Genomic DNA, 15,736 nt, shown 5'->3' with positions numbered 1-15,736 from the left:
TTTTTGCCCAAAATTAATTATGATAGAAGAAGTCAATAGTGCCTTTAATAATTGCGGTTAGGTAAGTGAGGGTAAACATGCAATTCCAATATTTGAACAACCCGGCGTATACCACCATCAAGAATTATATCATCTATGAAAATTGCAAACCGGGAGAGGCCATTAGCGAAGCTCAGGTTCGAAGTAAGTACCCAGATTTCAGCCAAAAGATTATTCGGGAAGCTTTTCTTATTTTAGAGTATGAAAAGCTGATTGTGAGGGAATTTCGCAAGGGTCACCGAATTGCCCATATTTCCCCAAGGCGCCTGCAAGATGTATACGAACTGCGGCAAATACTGGAACCGCACGCACTGGAAAAGGGAATGCAAAACATTGACCGCAGCTGGCTTTTGGAAACACGCAATAAGTTTATCACCATTTGCACTTCTCCCACACAGGAATCTCGTGAGCTCGTGCAGCTCGATAATGAATTCCATATGGTATTGATGTTAAGTGTAAACAATCAATATGCAGCCAGGCTGCTGGAATGTTGCCTGGACTATTTAACGCTGATTCGAGTGTTTATGCTGGAACAAAATAAAAAATGCAGACCACGCTACCAAGAACATACGGAATTAATCGATGTCATATTGAAAAATGATCGTCAAAAAGCGGTCAAGCTGATGAGCGAACACCTAGATGCCTCTTACCAGCAGGTTTTACGGCTAGTGTTGGCGGTTCTATAAATCTTACTTAAAAATTAATTAAAAAGGGAGCTGAATAAATTCAGCTCCCTTTTTCCATTCTTATAATACTTTTTAAAGCGCGCTTACAGAACACTATCTATCACACGCAAAGCATTCTTCCAACAAATTTTTTCGATTTCTTCGTCTGTAAATTTCGCGGCAGTCAAAGCGTCTGTCAGCTTGCCGAATTGGGTGCAATCGCGAACTTCACATGGGCCGGAGAAACCGTCAAAATCACTACCCAGTGCAATTACATCAATTCCCGCAACCTTGCGAATATGCTCGATATGGCGAACCATATCGGCTACACTGCCTTGTCCGTCCTCTCCTAAAAACTTATGATAAAAATTAATCCCAGTCACTCCGCCCCGCTCCGCGAGGGCACGTAGCATATCATCCGAAAGATTCCGGCGAAAATCACGTACGGCTCTGGCGTTGGAATGAGATGCCACAAAGGGCCCCTTTGTAAGCTCCATTACATCCCAAAACCCACCGTCAGACAAGTGAGAAACATCCACCAGCATATGCAGCTCATTCATCCGCTCCACAATCTCTTTGCCAAAGGGCTTTAATCCGGCATTCATAACCGTGGGGTCGTCTGAATTAGGGTACCCCAGTGCGTTTTCGTAGTTCCATGTGAGTGTAATGAGCCGCACACCCATGTCGTGCAGCTCCTCCAGGCGCTCGAGTTTCTCCCCTATCACACCGCCCTCTTCCACTGTAAGAATGGAAGAAATCTTCTTCTCTGCCCTGTTTTTATGTAAATCCTGTGCACATAAGGCCGGGCGAATAAACTCTTTATTTTCTTCCAGTTCCCACAGGTAATGAGCATGCATTTTCTTTAGGTAATCATACGCGCCATCCACATCCTCAAAGTTGGTTAAACAAATGTACATGGCAAAGAATTGGCACAATACATCTGCAGATCGCATTTTTTCTATACTTACATTTCGGTCGCTGGAGAGGAGCGGTTCTTTGCTCTCCAGTAAAACGGAAATGGTGTCGCAGTGCAAATCGATGATAGACATACTTCTCCTTCTTTCCGGTCAGCTTCCCCGCCCCTCATCCTTTTTGGAGCGGGGAGCCTCTTTTCTCACAACTGCGGAACGCAAATTTAAACAGCACCGCAGTGTACATAACCTTCTTCCCAAAATAAATAAATCGAAATCTTAGTCCCTTGGTATGCCAATATGAATCGTTATTTTACTTTCTTTTCGCTCTTTATGCCGGTGTGCCAATCTCTTTTGCTTTGGTTAAAGAATCAAGCCAAGAGGTACCATTTGCCCGGCGAACCGTAAGGTCGTTGAGCACGACACTGCGAATTCGAGTGGTGGGTGTAGCACCGGTACCCTCGGGGGCAAAGCCTCCCGTAGAGTTTATCACATAATAACGGCCATCCACTTTTCCTAAATAGAGCGTAATGTGCCCAGGCTGCTGCAAAATAGAACCGGGTTTTAGTTGGTCTAATATTTGTTTGCGCTGGGCAGTCGATTTACCCGCAAAATCATACGTTAAGCATGGTATCTTCGCTTGATCGCCAGAGTTGCGGGGAAGCTGGAAACCAAAGCAGCGGTAAACCTCGTAGGTTAAGGAAGAGCAATCTCTTGCGTTGAGCATCCCTCCCCACCCGTAAGTATCGCCTAGCATTTTAAAGCTTTGCACTATTACATTTGCCCGGGTATAAGGCAGGTACCCTACGCTGACATCGCGATTCACAGGGAGAAGCGCATATTCGTACTTCACCATACCGTCAGCTTGCCGAACCGGAAGCTTAACCACATAATTGTTCATTGGTTTGCGCTCCGCTACCTTAGCCGGTATTTCCTCTTTGTTAACCAGATCAATGATGGTACCCATAGAGAGCTCTAGCTCAGACAACGCTTGTGAGTAAGGCGTTTGCTCCAAACGAACCCGATTGCCTGTTACTACTAGAAAATCTTTGTGAACACGAGCCTGCTCCCATTGCATTTTGTTTTCAAAGAGGGCAATATCCGAAACGGGAATCCACCCCCGGTAATAAGCAGATACTACATAGTACCACAGCCTGTTTGTGGATTCATGAAGAACAACCACCGGCTCATTGCACAGCACTGCCGTCTCCTGAAGAATATCGTACGCTAAATCCGTCGCTTCATCTGTAACAACGGATTTGCTGGGAAAACTGCGAATGCTGGAGCGGAGAACCGTAACCCCAAAACGAACTGGGTTTGCAGTGGCAATGCTTTCCGTATTCGTCTGTTCCTTCAGGCCTTGCCAGTCGGAGGGCTCCAGCTTTCTGCCATCTACAAACCAATCGCCAGAAGGGACAGAAGCCTGCGACTCAATCAGCTTTTTGAGTTCTGAACCGGCAAAAGTGTCTCCATACGAACTTAAATCATATAAAACTCCGGTACCGAGTGTTTCCCGTGCGGTACTATTGAACGTCCGGATTTGATCTTGAGACAGAACCACTGCGTTGGCATTTGGTATACGGTTAATCCAATAGGAAGCCTGCTGCATCTCGGCAGTTACGTTTTGCGCAGTAGGCACTTGCAGCAGATTCTGTGCTGCATCCTTGGGGGTGACTGCAAACGCAGTGGTAGCAGGGTATGCAATAACTGTACATGCCATCATTGCACTCATGGTAAGGGCGCACAACTTTTTCATAGAACCGGTATCCCCTTTCCTATATAAAAGCTTCTGGCTCAATTCCGGGTAGGCTTTCGTTGCCTTAATTAAAGTTATTTTTGATATAATATAGTATTAATTTTTTCAAAATAATTCTTCTGCGGAACAGGAGTCCATGCCAAAACCGTCGGCTACATTAAAGCAGGTACAAGTACCATTATAGGTATTTACCGACGAGTATAGAACCGAATTCTTTCGGCATGCCTGCTCCAAACCATATTCTGCAATTTGCAAGCCATAACGCAACGTTGCATTGGTCAGCGCGATGGTAGAGGTTCTGGGAACGGCACCCGGCATGTTACCAACACAATAATGCACCACGCCGTCTACGGTATACACCGGGTCATCGTGGTAGGTAACATGTGTAGTTTCGCAGCAACCACCCTGATCCACCGCTACATCTACAATCACACTACCGGGGCGCATGTTCTGAAGATAAGAGCGCCGTATAATTTTCGGTGCCTTTTTTCCCGGAATCAATACCGAGCCAATCACGAGGTCTGCTTTGGCAAGCTCGTTTTCCACTGCGGTATCAGTACTGTAAATGGTTTGTATCCGCGCACCAAACACGTCGTCTAAGTAAGCAAGGCGCGGTAGGCTAACGTCGGTTATTGTTACATCGGCTCCCATGCCCACCGCAATTTTACAGGCATTGGTTCCAACCGTTCCCGCACCAAGAATAACCACCTTTGCTTTTGGTGTGCCGGGAACACCGGAGAGTAAAACGCCAGAGCCACCCATCGGCTTCTCCAGGTACTTTGCTCCCTCCTGAACACTCAGGCGGCCAGCAATTTGGCTCATAGGTGCCAACAGGGGAATGCTGCCGTCCCGCTCAATTAGCGTTTCATATGCCACACCCTTTACGCCCGCGTTTAAAAGAGCATCTGTTAAAGCACGGTCAGCCGCAAGGTGCAGGTACGTATATAAAATCAAATCTTTGTGAAAAAATCCGTATTCCGCTTCCAGCGGCTCCTTAACTTTCACCATCATATGGGAGGCGTCCCACACTTCTTTAGCCGTATCTAAAATTGCAGCTCCTGCACGGGTGTATTCCTCATTTGAAAAACCAGAGCCGATTCCGGCATCCCTTTCAACATATACGGTATGCCCCGCACAACTATATGCTTTTACATGGTCGGGAGTAAGCCCTACTCGGAATTCATTATTTTTTATTTCTTTCACAGTTCCAATTATCATAAAAGCAATGCCTCCTGATTTTGTGTTCTACCCATTTACTTGCTGGGTAGACAAAATATCTCGCAGTCTTCCGTTTGCGTCACGCAGAGCTGCTACCAAGGCTTTTTGTGAGGAACCAAAATACCGGCTTCGCACCCGGTGTATTGCCTCATCAAGCCCATCCAGAAGGTCACAGCCAACAAGCATGCTACGAATAAAATCTCTGCTGATATCCAGAATTGCATTACAAGATACATCTATAATCTGGTGGGTATGCAAATCCACAACAAAAGGCAGAAAGAAAATTCCATAGGAAATGCTAATTGGATTATCGCTGGCCACCTTCGCGTGACCAACCAGATACACTGTGTTCTCGGGATATTCCATACCCAAGCCCCTTTCATATGCCCCGGTCTTTTCCAGCAATTGCAACACTCTGCGGACGTTGAATGATTACAGCGGCCTTTGCCTGCCACTGTATGGGGACTCGTTGTTTACTTCGTCCCTTATTTCACTCATATTAAGCCAAAGCTCCCTTTGGCTAAGCACACGCAACGGGCTCCCACTTTCTACTGCAATGCAGGTTTGCTGCCTTACTGAAAATAAAACCGTTGTTTATCATCCCGAAAAGTACCCGCAGCACATCGGCACTCCTTGCGGCAATACCAGAACGTGCTGCGAACGTACATTTCGGTACATTCTTATCTTTACAATATCACATTAGTATCATTGGCCCAATGAGTGCCCAAATGACTACAAAAGCGATAGCGGAACCGCTGGCAATCCAGTTTGCCTCCAGCATTTCACGGGTATTTTCGCTATGCGCAATACCGAGCTGACCCATCATATTGCTGGTGGGGTAAATGCCGCCGGTCAAACGAGTTGCCGACAAAATCGCGATAGCAAACATCGTCATGGGAAGACCACTCGTAATGGCCGCTGCACCGAACATTTCAGAAATGATCTTAATTTCGGCAACTGCCGCCGCTTCAATTCCAAAGCCGCCCACTACGGAAGCAATTAGCATAACTGCCGTAGCGCTGGAACCTGCTACACCGCCCAAAAGGTTCGAAATCGCATCAAAGCCGCCGCCAAGGGTAACCAAATTGAGCAGAACGTCGATCGTTACAAATACTACAAACATTTTTGCCTGCGACGCAATACCCTTCGACATGGATTCGACCACATGGTCTATGTTCATGCGGCTCAAAATGCCAACCACCGCAGAAAGAATAATCATAACAATTAGCGCATAGCTTGTGCCCTGCTTTGTCATAATCCCGTACGCAATTAGAAGCAAGAATGCAGCCAAAAATGCAATGGTCGTTGTACGCTCTCTGGGCGTTACAACAATCTCATTAATGTCCTGCATATCATCCAGCTTATAGAATTCCTTGCCCTCGGTACGCTTCTGGGTGCGTTTTACAGCAAACCACATGCCACCCAGCCAGAACACTGAAAACGGAATAACGGCACCAACCATGAGCTGACCATAGGAAAGTCCAGTCACCTCCATGGTAATTAGCGTAACACCAGTTAGGGGGCCTACCATCAAGCCCACTTCACCAGATACCTTAAACAGTGCGGCAACCACAGTAGGCGTTACACCTAGTGCTGCCATCAAGGGAATTAGAATGGGGGCAATTACCGCATTGCCGCCGCCCAGAGTACCAAGCAAACCGCACACCAAAATGGAACAGATGATGAGCGTAACCTTGGCTTTTGTTTGAGTGTTTACTCCAATCCTCTTTACAATCCAATATACGAGCGTATGTGTGACCCTTGCCTCCGTCATCAGAACGCCAAGGCCAGCACCCGTCATAATAATTACACCGATGAGGGCAGTACTTGAGCCAAGGCTTGCTGCAAATGCAGATGCAAGCATTTTTAGGTTTTGGCCCATCATCAGCGCGCCAATGGCGATACCGACAATGATACCGGATGTATTGTCTTTTCCCCTAAACACCATGATGATGTATACTGCGAGCGGAATTAATGCCAGCAACGAAGGGGCCTGAATAATCGACCAGCTACCAAGTTCCATAAAATAACCTCCTCAGTTTCATTTTCCGTTGATTCCGTTGTTCGCGACCCGTACCACAATGAAAGCAAACGGCAGTGCCGCTTGGCGCCGCTCCCATTCATACCGTGGCACTAGAATATACTTCTACCGATTCACCCCCCCTTTTAAATTGCATAGATTCCACTCTTTCAACACATTGCTTTTGCAAGATTTTTCTCTGCATGATTCATATGCTTTGGGGTACGATTTTTATTTCACTCTGCTTAGAAAAACACAAAGGGAACCCACTGAATTGCACTTCACCATGCAAAACAACGGATTCCCTTTACAGACAGAGCCGGAGAACGTCCGACCCCCAATAAATAAAATCGTGTATTATGTTCCCATTACCGCTTTTTAATTGCCAGTATCTTTGAGCAAAAAGGTTCCCGGCAAACCATTGGCAGTTCTGCAGAAAATCCCACAAAGGCAATTTGTTGATTTCTGCAATTATTATAATTGAATCCTGCACAAGTTGTCAATGCGTTTTTCGGGTATAAATACAGATTTGTTTGAAATGACGACTGAATCACTCAAAAAACTTCAAAAATATATCGATTTGCGAACTTGTCCCACCACATATGGATTAGAAGCTGCCGTTCCCCTTTGCCTTATTCATAAAGCGGAAGCGCTCAAACAGCTTGAGCAGGGAATACAGGAGCACAGTATCGATGGGGAACATGATAATATTCTTAATGATGCGTGCACCGAGCAATACAATAAAGCCATTGCCGTACATCAGTGAAAGCCATACGGTATTGAGCAGCCAATTAACCAAAACCGTGTTTAGCACACTAACCATCACAACACGCTTTACGGTAACCTGCTTACGGTATAATAGCATGCCATAAATAACACCGGTTGCAATTGCGCTTATGGTAAAGCCGGGAAAGAAGGGACCCGAGGGGCGAATTACAAAGCCCGCAACGTCACTAACGGCACCAATTACACCACCGACTACCGGCCCAAACAGCATTCCGCCGCCTGCAATCGGTAAAAATGCAAAGCTAACTTGGAGTGTTTGCGTTAAAGCAAGCTTAAAAAAGGTTAAAACAACACTGATTGCCACCAATAATCCGGCAACCGAAATGGTAGATACTTGTTTCATTTCATTTGCGGAAGACTTAAATTGTTCCATCCAGTTTTTCAAGAAAATGCCCCTCTCGTGCCACGCTGCTTGTTTGGAAAACGCGCGGTCTCATTAGTTTCAAAAATTGTCTTTTCTCTTCCACTATTATAATGGAGAAAACCTTCTGTCGCAATTAAAAGTAACACAAACGCGTCGATTTTTCGTCTTACTAGCATGTTATAAGTACTCATTTATCGTCGCTTTTCCATTTTGAAACCTCTTTTTCCTTCTATTTCCGTTTTAATTTCATCGAATACCGTCTAATAGAACTCCCATTTCGCAACAAAAAAAGTTTTGCAAAATAGTTCAGATATGCTATACTAGTGCCGCAATACGCGTGGAACGCCGGAGGAAAATACCCCCGGGTATCGGAACAGGAACTAAGGGGAGGAATTTCAACCGTGTATCTTTTTTTAACACATGTTGTTGGGGGCGTCGGAGGTTATTGGGGAAACAAGAAGAAAATCCCCGCAGGAGTAATGATTGGCGCTTTGCTCGCTATCACACTAATGAACACAATAGTTGGGTATGCGGCGGAATACCCGCCGAACCTACGGGTGATGGTTCAAATATTATCTGGCCTCGTAATTGGGAGCCGCTTTCGTAAAGAAGACATAAATGAACTTCGTAAAATGGGAAAACCGATTTTAATTCTTCTCATCATGATGTTTACATTCACCATTGTTTTTTCGTTTCTGATGCACGCTATCTCCGGTTTATCCTTCATGACTTCTCTGTTTGCCTGTGCGCCCGGAGGAATGTCTGATTTAACGCTGATTGCGGTCGATTTCGGCGCTAGTACAGACAAAGTAATGCTTCTGCAATTGTTCCGCTTTTTGGTTGTGGTTGTGTTTTTCCCCAATATTATCAAAAAGCTTTATTTAAAACAGCCTGCTGTTTCTCTCTCAATAAACGAAAGTGAAGTGGAGGATGAAAAAGAAAAACCCGCTTCCCCACCTATGACCAAAGATAAGCTCACAAAATTTGCAATCTCTCTGGCTGCGTCTACCGCAGGAGCGTTGTTGCTACGCACACTAGGGGTTCCAGCAGGTGCCATTATCGGCGCCATATTGGGAACGATTGTATTAAGCGTTGCTACCGATTTGCTCTCTTACCCATCCTTTGTAAAGATTCTTTCCCGTGTTCTGGCAGGCTGTTATATCGGCAGCCAAATCAACAGAGCCACTTGGGCAGCTCTGGGGGAACTCATAGTGCCAATGCTGATTATGGCAGTTGAGGTTTTTGTTATGTCGTTTGCAACGGCATACCTCTTAAGCAAATTTACAGGTATGAACAAGGCCACCGCGCTGTTCTGCTGCACCCCCGGCGGTATTACAGAAATGGGGCTGATTGCCGATGAGCTGGGACTTGATACTCCCAAAATTGTGCTCATGCACTCGTTTCGCTTGATTTCTGTTATTTGCCTAATTCCTATTCTTGCTCATCTTTTCATCTAATTCAAAACATAAATTGATTATAAAGTTATAAAAGCGTGTTTCCATCACTCCTACTGAGCGAAATGGAAAACACGCTTTTTTAATTAAAAATAATTTAATTACTAGAATTACAACTCGGAAGTTGAGAGAAACCGGTCTGGGAACTCCTGCTCCAGCCAATGCGCTAAAAACACAATGGAAAGCATGTCCGCCGCACCGCCCGGACTCATGTATTTGTTTATAAATTCCTGATCCATCCGGCTAGATTCATTTAAGACCAGCTCCGGTGTTAACGCAGGGCTTTGCAGTAAAGCAGTAAGTTGCTCGCGCACCTGTTCCTGTGTTTGCAAGTCGGAGCGGCTGATTAAGTTGGTATCCTCCAAATGCGCCATAATGTGAAACAGAGCATATACGCCAGCCGCGTCTGTGCTCCACCCCATCGCCTCTGCTTTACGCAGAGCGGGCAAGCCATGCAGCCGCGCAGAGGGGAACCCATTGGCCGCCTCCCCGCGCACTCCTTGAATTTGATATTGGCGGTATAAACGCTCGCCGTTTGTATCGGCTTTTTCTTTTGGGGGATGGTCACCACGGGCGATTTTGGCGCACAAAGAAAATATCCGCTCCACCGGTACACGACGCAGCTGAAAAAACAAAAGACCGCATGCAGCGCAGAAAATACCCATGGAATACACAATCCCTTTGTGGGTATTCACGCCACCTGTGGCAAGAAACATCTCTTTTTCTGCTCGAATACCTGGCTTGCGTAAATAGGGCAAAAGGCGCTCCGCCGGTATTCGCCGAAGCCGCATTGCCTGTGCGGTAATCTCCCGAAAATAGCTGGACAGCGCACAAGCGCTGTCCAAAAACATAAATAAATCCATATCTCGGTGAGCACCGTTATTAAAACGGTCTACCAAACCGGGCTTGGGCGCAATGCACACCTCATACAGCAATGCACGAACCGCCAGCTTTGCAATTTGGTCGCAGTATTCCATTTGAGCCGCTTGCAACCCGGTGCGCCGGGCAAGTACAACTCTTTTTGTGCGAATTCGATTTTGCCGTGTCATTCCATCCTCCGGTACAGGTCTTTTAAATCGTCCTGCATATTTTCTTGCGAACGAATAATTTCACGCATCACGAATTCCTTTGCATGGTTTACATGCTCTCTTACAATCAGCGTAATCAGTTCTTTGTCCTTTGTTTGCATGCTGCGGTATATCAAATTGTGTTCTTTGATTGCCAAAGCACGCCTTTCTTCATCATAGAGCGAAATATCGCGGAAACGCGATACATATTCCAGCATATTACTGACAACGTTTTCCAGTCTTTGCATACGGGAAAAACGGTATATCAGCGCACTGAAATCGGTAAAATACTGAATAACCACTCTTACCTCGCCCTTTTCGTTGGCTTCATCGGTCTTTGATAGCAAATCCCGCATCTCCTGGTGGTTTTCCGGTGTCATACGATTCATGGCCGCAATGGTTGCCATTGTCTCCAACGCAATGCGAATTTGATAAATCTCCTCCGCATCTTCGAGTGTGACCCGTTTTACCACAACACCATATTTGGGGATGTACTCCACCAAATCTTCTTCCGTAAGCCGTTTGATTGCATTTCGAATGGGAGTACGGCTTATGTTCATGTAGTCTGACAAAACCTTTTCGTTGAGCCTTTCCCCAACTGGAATCACACCTTGAATAATCGCTTTTCGCAAACCCTCATATACCATGTCGTTGAGCGGTCTGTTCTGCGATAAATTGATGATCTGCACTAACTTGCTTAAATACTCATGCACAAAACCACCGTCCTTTATATGCTAATCATTATAAATGGATTTGACATTGTTTGTCAATTTTATTTGCGAAGGGAAAGTGCAGCAAAAAAACACCGAGGACATCAAAAGCACACCTATCCTGCGATATATTCATGTATAATATACACAGACAAAGCAAAACAGCGTAAAAAACCTTTGACTAATTCAGATAAACTCTTTTTAAATTCGCGTGAAATTTGCAAGATTTTCACGAGACATGGTAAATTGAGTTTTTGTTCTGATGTAGGAGCAAAATGATGGAGTATGAAATCAGGCGTTTGTGGATCGACCGTGACCCCCGCCAAAAACAACTTTGGCTTGATCTGCTGAACAAAGGCGGTATTCGCCCGGAGGCCGCCGTTTCTTACTGTGCAGGCCTGTTTTTTCATGACGAGCTTGCAGCAACTGGCTCACTATACCAGAACATCATCAAGTGCGTGGCGGTAAGCCCGGAACACCAGGGCGGTAAAGCAGTAAGCATTTTGCTTTCGCACCTGCTGAGCACTGTGATGGAAAATGGCAGCTCCTCCTGTTATGTGTATACCAAGCCTCAGGCAGCCCGCTCCTTTGGGGAGCTAGGCTTTCGTGAGCTGGCTCGTGTAAACGACCAATTGGTATTTATGGAAAAAGCCATCTACGGCTTCCCCCAATACTTAAAGGAGCTGGAGCAGCAGCGCACACCCGGCGAAGCGGCAGGTATTGTAATGAATGCAAACCCGTTTACACTTGGGCACCGTTACTTGGCGGAAACAGCCGCCAAACAAAACGATACGCTGCATTTGTTCGTATTGTCGGAGGATTTATCCGCGTTCCCAGCCAATACAAGGCTGGAGCTTGTCCGGCGCGGCGTTCAGCACTTGCCGAACGTTCGGGTTCACCCCACAGGGGATTATATGGTTTCTGCCAAAACGTTCCCCTCCTATTTTTTGAAGGAGGACGTTCAGGTGGCAAAGGTTCAAGCCACACTCGACGCGATCCTGTTCCGGGATCATATCGCCCCCGCCGCGGGTATTACCCGCAGGTTTGTTGGCGAAGAGCCCTTATCTCCAGTGACACAACTCTACAATGATTCTATGAAAGAGGTGTTTCACGGGGTAATTGACTTAGTCATCATCCCCAGAAAGGAACAAGGGGGAAACGTGATCAGCGCTTCTCGCGTAAGAGACCTTCTTAAGCGAGGGAAAACAGAAGAAACAAAGAGCCTTGTGCCGGAAAGCACCTACGACTACTTTTTTTCTGCTGAAGGAAAAGCACTGATACAAAAAATGCAGCAGGAGGGATAACACAATGCCGCTTTATCAAATTCAAAAACCGGCTATCGCCGGAACGCTGGAATCTTCCGACATTCAAATCATGATCGATAAGAACGACAGCGAGGGAATCGACATTAATCTAACCAGCAGTGTCGCACACCAGTACGGCAGGCAGATTCGTGACACGATTCAAAAAACCCTTTCAAACATGGGGGTTGCCAACGCGAAGTTAACCGTTGTGGATAAAGGCGCGCTGGACTGTACCATTGTTGCCCGCACCATTGCGGCGGTACATCGGTCGTGCGGAATTACCGAGCACTATGATTGGGAGGCGATCGATTCATGGAACGTTTAAGAAGAACAATGATGTTTTTGCCTGCGAGCAACCCCGGCATGCTGAAGGACGCGATTATTTACGGTGCGGACTCCATTATGTTTGACCTGGAAGACTCGATCTCCCTGGCGGAGAAGGATACTTCCCGTTTTCTTGTTTTTCAGGCGGTAAAAACCTTTGATTTTTCCTCTACGGAAACCGTAGTCCGCATCAACTCGCTGGACGCTGGCGGCGTAGATGACGTGCACGCGATGGTTCGTGCCGGCATCGATGTCATCCGTTTGCCCAAAACAACCTGTGCGCAAGATGTTCTTGATACAGAGGCTGTTATTTTGGAAGCGGAAAAGGCTTGCGGCCGCGAACCCGGCTCCACCCGGATGATGGCGGCAATCGAAGACCCCCAAGGCGTTTTGAACGCGCTTTCCATTGCAAACTCCAGCAAGCGCCTGATTGGTATTGCTCTTGGATCGGAAGACTATGTAACTGCAATGAAAACCAAGCGTTACGCTGACCGAAACAGTGAAGAAATTTTCTTTGCCCGTTCTATGATCGTTCACGCCGCCCGTGCAGCCGGAATCGCCGCGCTAGACACCGTATTTGCAGACGTGAATGACTCTGAGACCCTGCGTAAGGAGACCGAGTTTGTTCGTCAAATCGGTTTTGACGGAAAATCCGTCATTCATCCCCGCCAGATTGCAGTGGTCAATTCGGTTTATACTCCGAATCAAAAAGAAATTGATAAGGCACTCGATGTTATCCGCGCCATTGAAGAGGCCAATGCCAAAGGCTCCGGTGTTATCGCCCTGAACGGCAAAATGATCGATAAGCCCATTGTAGAACGTGCGGAGCGCGTAATTGCGCTGGCAAAAGCCGCCGGCGTTTATTCCGGGCCGGAAGGACAGGAGGGTTAAACAATGGAAACGGTTAAAAATGCAGTGGGTCGTGAAATCCCGAAGGAGTACGCTGATCAATACGGCGTATTTGAGGGGCAGTACGCCCGCAAAAATGAATACACAAGAGCAGCCGGCAAGGTGGTTCCCGCTCTCCCCGGTGAGACAAAGCTCCTTTCTTCTATTCAAGAAGCAATTGAGAAATGCGGCCTGAAGGACGGCATGACCATCTCCTTCCACCATCACTTTCGTGAGGGTGACTATGTTTTGAACATGGTAATTGATGAGATTGCAAAAATGGGTATTAAAAACCTAAAGCTTGCTGCAAGCTCCATCGCCAATGTTCATGAACCGCTCATTGAGCATATTAAAAACGGTGTAATTACCGAAATCACCAGCAGCGGTCTGCGCGACAAGGTCGGCTCCGCCATCTCTCATGGATTGATGGAAAAGCCGGTTGTTATCCGTTCCCACGGCGGTCGTGCCCGTGCAATTGAAGCTGGCGATATTCATATAGACGTTGCCTTCCTCGGCGCTTCCAGTGCTGACCCCTACGGCAACGCAAACGGCTCCCACGGCAAAGCTACCTGCGGCTCTTTGGGCTATGCAAAAGTTGACGCCGAGTATGCCGACAAGGTAGTTATTATTACCGACAATTTGGTAGACTACCCCAACACGCCAATCAGCATCCCGCAAAATCATGTGGACTACGTTGTAGTAGTAGATGCGATTGGTAACCCCGACGGGATTGCAAAGGGTGCAACCCGCTTTACTTCAGACCCCAAGGAGCTTTTGATTGCGGCAAATGCCTGCAAAGTCATTACTGCCTCTCCTTATTTTAAAGATGGTATGTCCCTGCAGTCCGGCTCTGGCGGCTCAACCTTGGCCGTTACCCGTTTCTTGGCAGAAAAGATGCGTGAAACCGGCATTACCGCTGGCTTCCTGCTCGGCGGAATTACCAGCAACATGGTAGAACTGCTGGAAGAAGGCCTCGCCAAGAAGATTTTGGACACCCAAACCTTTGACCGCGGTGCAGCGGATTCTATCTCTCGCAACGAAGACCATTATGAAATTTCGGCTTCTTTCTACGCAAACCCAGGCAATAAGGGTGCTGCTGTGAACCAGCTGGATGTTGTAATGCTCTCCGCTCTTGAGGTTGATACCGACTACAACGTAAACGTAATGACCGGTTCCGACGGTGTTATTCGCGGCGCTTCCGGCGGCCACAGTGATACAGCGGCTGGCGCAAAGCTAAGCCTGATTCTGTGCCCCCTACTGCGCGGTCGTATTCCCACCATCGTTGAGCAGGTTAATACAGTGATTACCCCCGGTGAGGGAATCGACGTTGTTGTTACAGAGGTCGGCATTGCTGTGAACCCCCTCAGGAAAGACCTGATGGAGGCTATGAAAAATGCCGGAGTAAAAATCTTTACTATGGAGGAGCTGAAAAACAAAGCCTACGCATTGGCCGGTACTCCCGACCCCATTGAGTATGGCGACAAGGTTGTGGCACTCATTGAGTACCGCGACGGCAGCTTAATCGACGTGGTAAAGCAGGTAAAGCGCTGAGATGAACGCGGCTGAAATGTTTGCACATGGGGAAACCCCTACGCTCGATGAGGTTCTTCTGAACCGCGAGCGGCGGGTACACTTTATTGAGGAACTGCTTCATCGCTTTCCACAATGCTGTGTTATTTCTTTAAAGTGCAACATTCCCGGTCCTATCAAAAGCAATGGGGAAATTCTGGCCTTGTTTGAATATGGAGAAAACCGAATGCAGGAGCTCCTGGTTCATTGCGGCTGGAAAGCGGATTACCATAAGCGGATGAACCTGCGAACAGGTCCGGAAGCTTTTTGGGTCATCTCAGGGGATTCCCTTGAGGTGAAACAACAAATGATTCTATTTGAGGAAGAAACACTGGGCAGATTGTTCGATGCTGATGTGTTGGTACAAAAGGAAGGGCTTGTGCAAACCCGTAGCAGAGTAGAGCTCGGGTATGAGCCGCGGCGGTGCCTTATTTGTAATGAGGACGCCCGAACCTGTGCAAGCAGACGTATACACCCGGTTCCTGCATTGCAGCAAAAGCTGGTTGAGCGAATGCTGGAATATGCGGATGAGCTGGAAAAGTGTATATCCTTGCCGCAATAAAAGAATAATAGCGCAGTAAGCGGACTCATTTTACTTTGGGAGGTCTCCCGGCAACGGGAGCTTCCGCTTACATATTACAGTCGGCATGCGATAATTATT

General features: G+C 47.0%; 15 protein-coding genes. 7 read left to right on the top strand and 8 right to left on the bottom strand.

Annotation, left to right across the window (positions count from 1 at the left end; translation table 11 throughout):
* Nucleotides 1–77 precede the first annotated feature (77 nt).
* On the top strand, nt 78–725 hold the full coding sequence (locus tag CAN90_RS01535) for a GntR family transcriptional regulator (protein WP_085832072.1): 648 nt from the start codon (nt 78–80) through the stop codon (nt 723–725).
* An 83-nt stretch (nt 726–808) separates the two neighbouring features.
* Here CAN90_RS01535 and CAN90_RS01530 read toward each other — a convergent pair whose 3' ends face one another.
* The 6 genes from CAN90_RS01530 to CAN90_RS01505 all read right to left on the bottom strand — a co-directional run bounded on the left by CAN90_RS01530 (nt 809) and on the right by CAN90_RS01505 (nt 7,780).
* Nucleotides 809–1,753 (bottom strand): dipeptidase, encoded by a 945-nt coding sequence (locus CAN90_RS01530; protein ID WP_085832071.1) that lies wholly within the window; start codon nt 1,751–1,753, stop codon nt 809–811.
* A 193-nt stretch (nt 1,754–1,946) separates the two neighbouring features.
* Entirely contained in the window at nt 1,947–3,371 is a 1,425-nt protein-coding gene (locus tag CAN90_RS01525) for an SH3 domain-containing protein (RefSeq protein WP_085832070.1), read from the bottom strand.
* Nucleotides 3,372–3,476: 105 nt separating this feature from the next.
* Nucleotides 3,477–4,589, bottom strand: coding sequence for an alanine dehydrogenase (gene ald / locus CAN90_RS01520; protein ID WP_085832069.1), 1,113 nt, complete (start codon nt 4,587–4,589; stop codon nt 3,477–3,479).
* A 27-nt stretch (nt 4,590–4,616) separates the two neighbouring features.
* The gene (locus CAN90_RS01515) at nt 4,617–4,955 is read right to left on the bottom strand and encodes a DUF3870 domain-containing protein (protein ID WP_085832068.1); all 339 of its coding nucleotides are present in this window, start codon (nt 4,953–4,955) and stop codon (nt 4,617–4,619) included.
* A gap of 328 nt (nt 4,956–5,283) precedes the next feature.
* Complete coding sequence (locus tag CAN90_RS01510) at nt 5,284–6,612, bottom strand: TRAP transporter large permease subunit (protein WP_085832067.1); 1,329 nt, start codon at nt 6,610–6,612, stop codon at nt 5,284–5,286.
* Between the two features lie 604 nt (nt 6,613–7,216).
* The gene (locus tag CAN90_RS01505) at nt 7,217–7,780 is read right to left on the bottom strand and encodes a folate family ECF transporter S component (RefSeq protein WP_085832066.1); all 564 of its coding nucleotides are present in this window, start codon (nt 7,778–7,780) and stop codon (nt 7,217–7,219) included.
* Between the two features lie 302 nt (nt 7,781–8,082).
* On the opposite strand from CAN90_RS01505, the gene CAN90_RS01500 reads away from it, so the two are divergent.
* Nucleotides 8,083–9,216 carry an AbrB family transcriptional regulator gene (locus tag CAN90_RS01500; RefSeq protein ID WP_278335029.1) on the top strand — a complete coding sequence of 378 codons (1,134 nt, stop codon included), beginning with the start codon at nt 8,083–8,085 and terminating at the stop codon, nt 9,214–9,216.
* Between the two features lie 107 nt (nt 9,217–9,323).
* Here CAN90_RS01500 and CAN90_RS01495 read toward each other — a convergent pair whose 3' ends face one another.
* Both CAN90_RS01495 and CAN90_RS01490 read right to left on the bottom strand, forming a co-directional pair.
* Entirely contained in the window at nt 9,324–10,262 is a 939-nt protein-coding gene (locus tag CAN90_RS01495) for a triphosphoribosyl-dephospho-CoA synthase (protein ID WP_085832064.1), read from the bottom strand.
* Nucleotides 10,259–10,993: a GntR family transcriptional regulator gene (locus tag CAN90_RS01490; RefSeq protein ID WP_242953538.1), complete on the bottom strand. Its 735-nt coding sequence runs from the start codon at nt 10,991–10,993 to the stop codon at nt 10,259–10,261. The genes CAN90_RS01495 and CAN90_RS01490 overlap by 4 nt, the downstream gene beginning before the upstream one ends.
* A gap of 272 nt (nt 10,994–11,265) precedes the next feature.
* Here CAN90_RS01490 and citC point away from each other — a divergent pair, with 272 nt between their 5' ends.
* From citC to citX, 5 genes are read left to right on the top strand one after another with little or no spacing between them, the layout of a single operon-like run.
* Nucleotides 11,266–12,294 carry a [citrate (pro-3S)-lyase] ligase gene (gene citC / locus CAN90_RS01485; RefSeq protein WP_242953537.1) on the top strand — a complete coding sequence of 343 codons (1,029 nt, stop codon included), beginning with the start codon at nt 11,266–11,268 and terminating at the stop codon, nt 12,292–12,294.
* 4 nt (nt 12,295–12,298) lie between these two features.
* The gene (gene citD, locus CAN90_RS01480; protein ID WP_085832062.1) at nt 12,299–12,619 is read left to right on the top strand and encodes a citrate lyase acyl carrier protein; all 321 of its coding nucleotides are present in this window, start codon (nt 12,299–12,301) and stop codon (nt 12,617–12,619) included.
* On the top strand, nt 12,607–13,509 hold the full coding sequence (locus tag CAN90_RS01475) for an aldolase/citrate lyase family protein (RefSeq protein ID WP_085832061.1): 903 nt from the start codon (nt 12,607–12,609) through the stop codon (nt 13,507–13,509). Before citD ends, CAN90_RS01475 begins: the two co-directional genes overlap by 13 nt.
* A 3-nt stretch (nt 13,510–13,512) precedes the next feature.
* Entirely contained in the window at nt 13,513–15,057 is a 1,545-nt protein-coding gene (gene citF / locus CAN90_RS01470) for a citrate lyase subunit alpha (RefSeq protein ID WP_085832060.1), read from the top strand.
* Between the two features lies 1 nt (nt 15,058).
* The gene (gene citX, locus CAN90_RS01465) at nt 15,059–15,637 is read left to right on the top strand and encodes a citrate lyase holo-[acyl-carrier protein] synthase (protein ID WP_085832059.1); all 579 of its coding nucleotides are present in this window, start codon (nt 15,059–15,061) and stop codon (nt 15,635–15,637) included.
* The last annotated feature ends 99 nt before the right edge of the window (nt 15,638–15,736 follow it).

Origin of the sequence: Clostridium merdae (assembly GCF_900176635.1) — a bacterium.
Lineage (GTDB): Bacteria > Bacillota > Clostridia > Oscillospirales > Acutalibacteraceae > Faecalispora > Faecalispora merdae.
The sequence above is the reverse complement of the archived record's forward strand: the minus strand, read 5'-3'. Positions and strand labels throughout refer to the sequence as shown.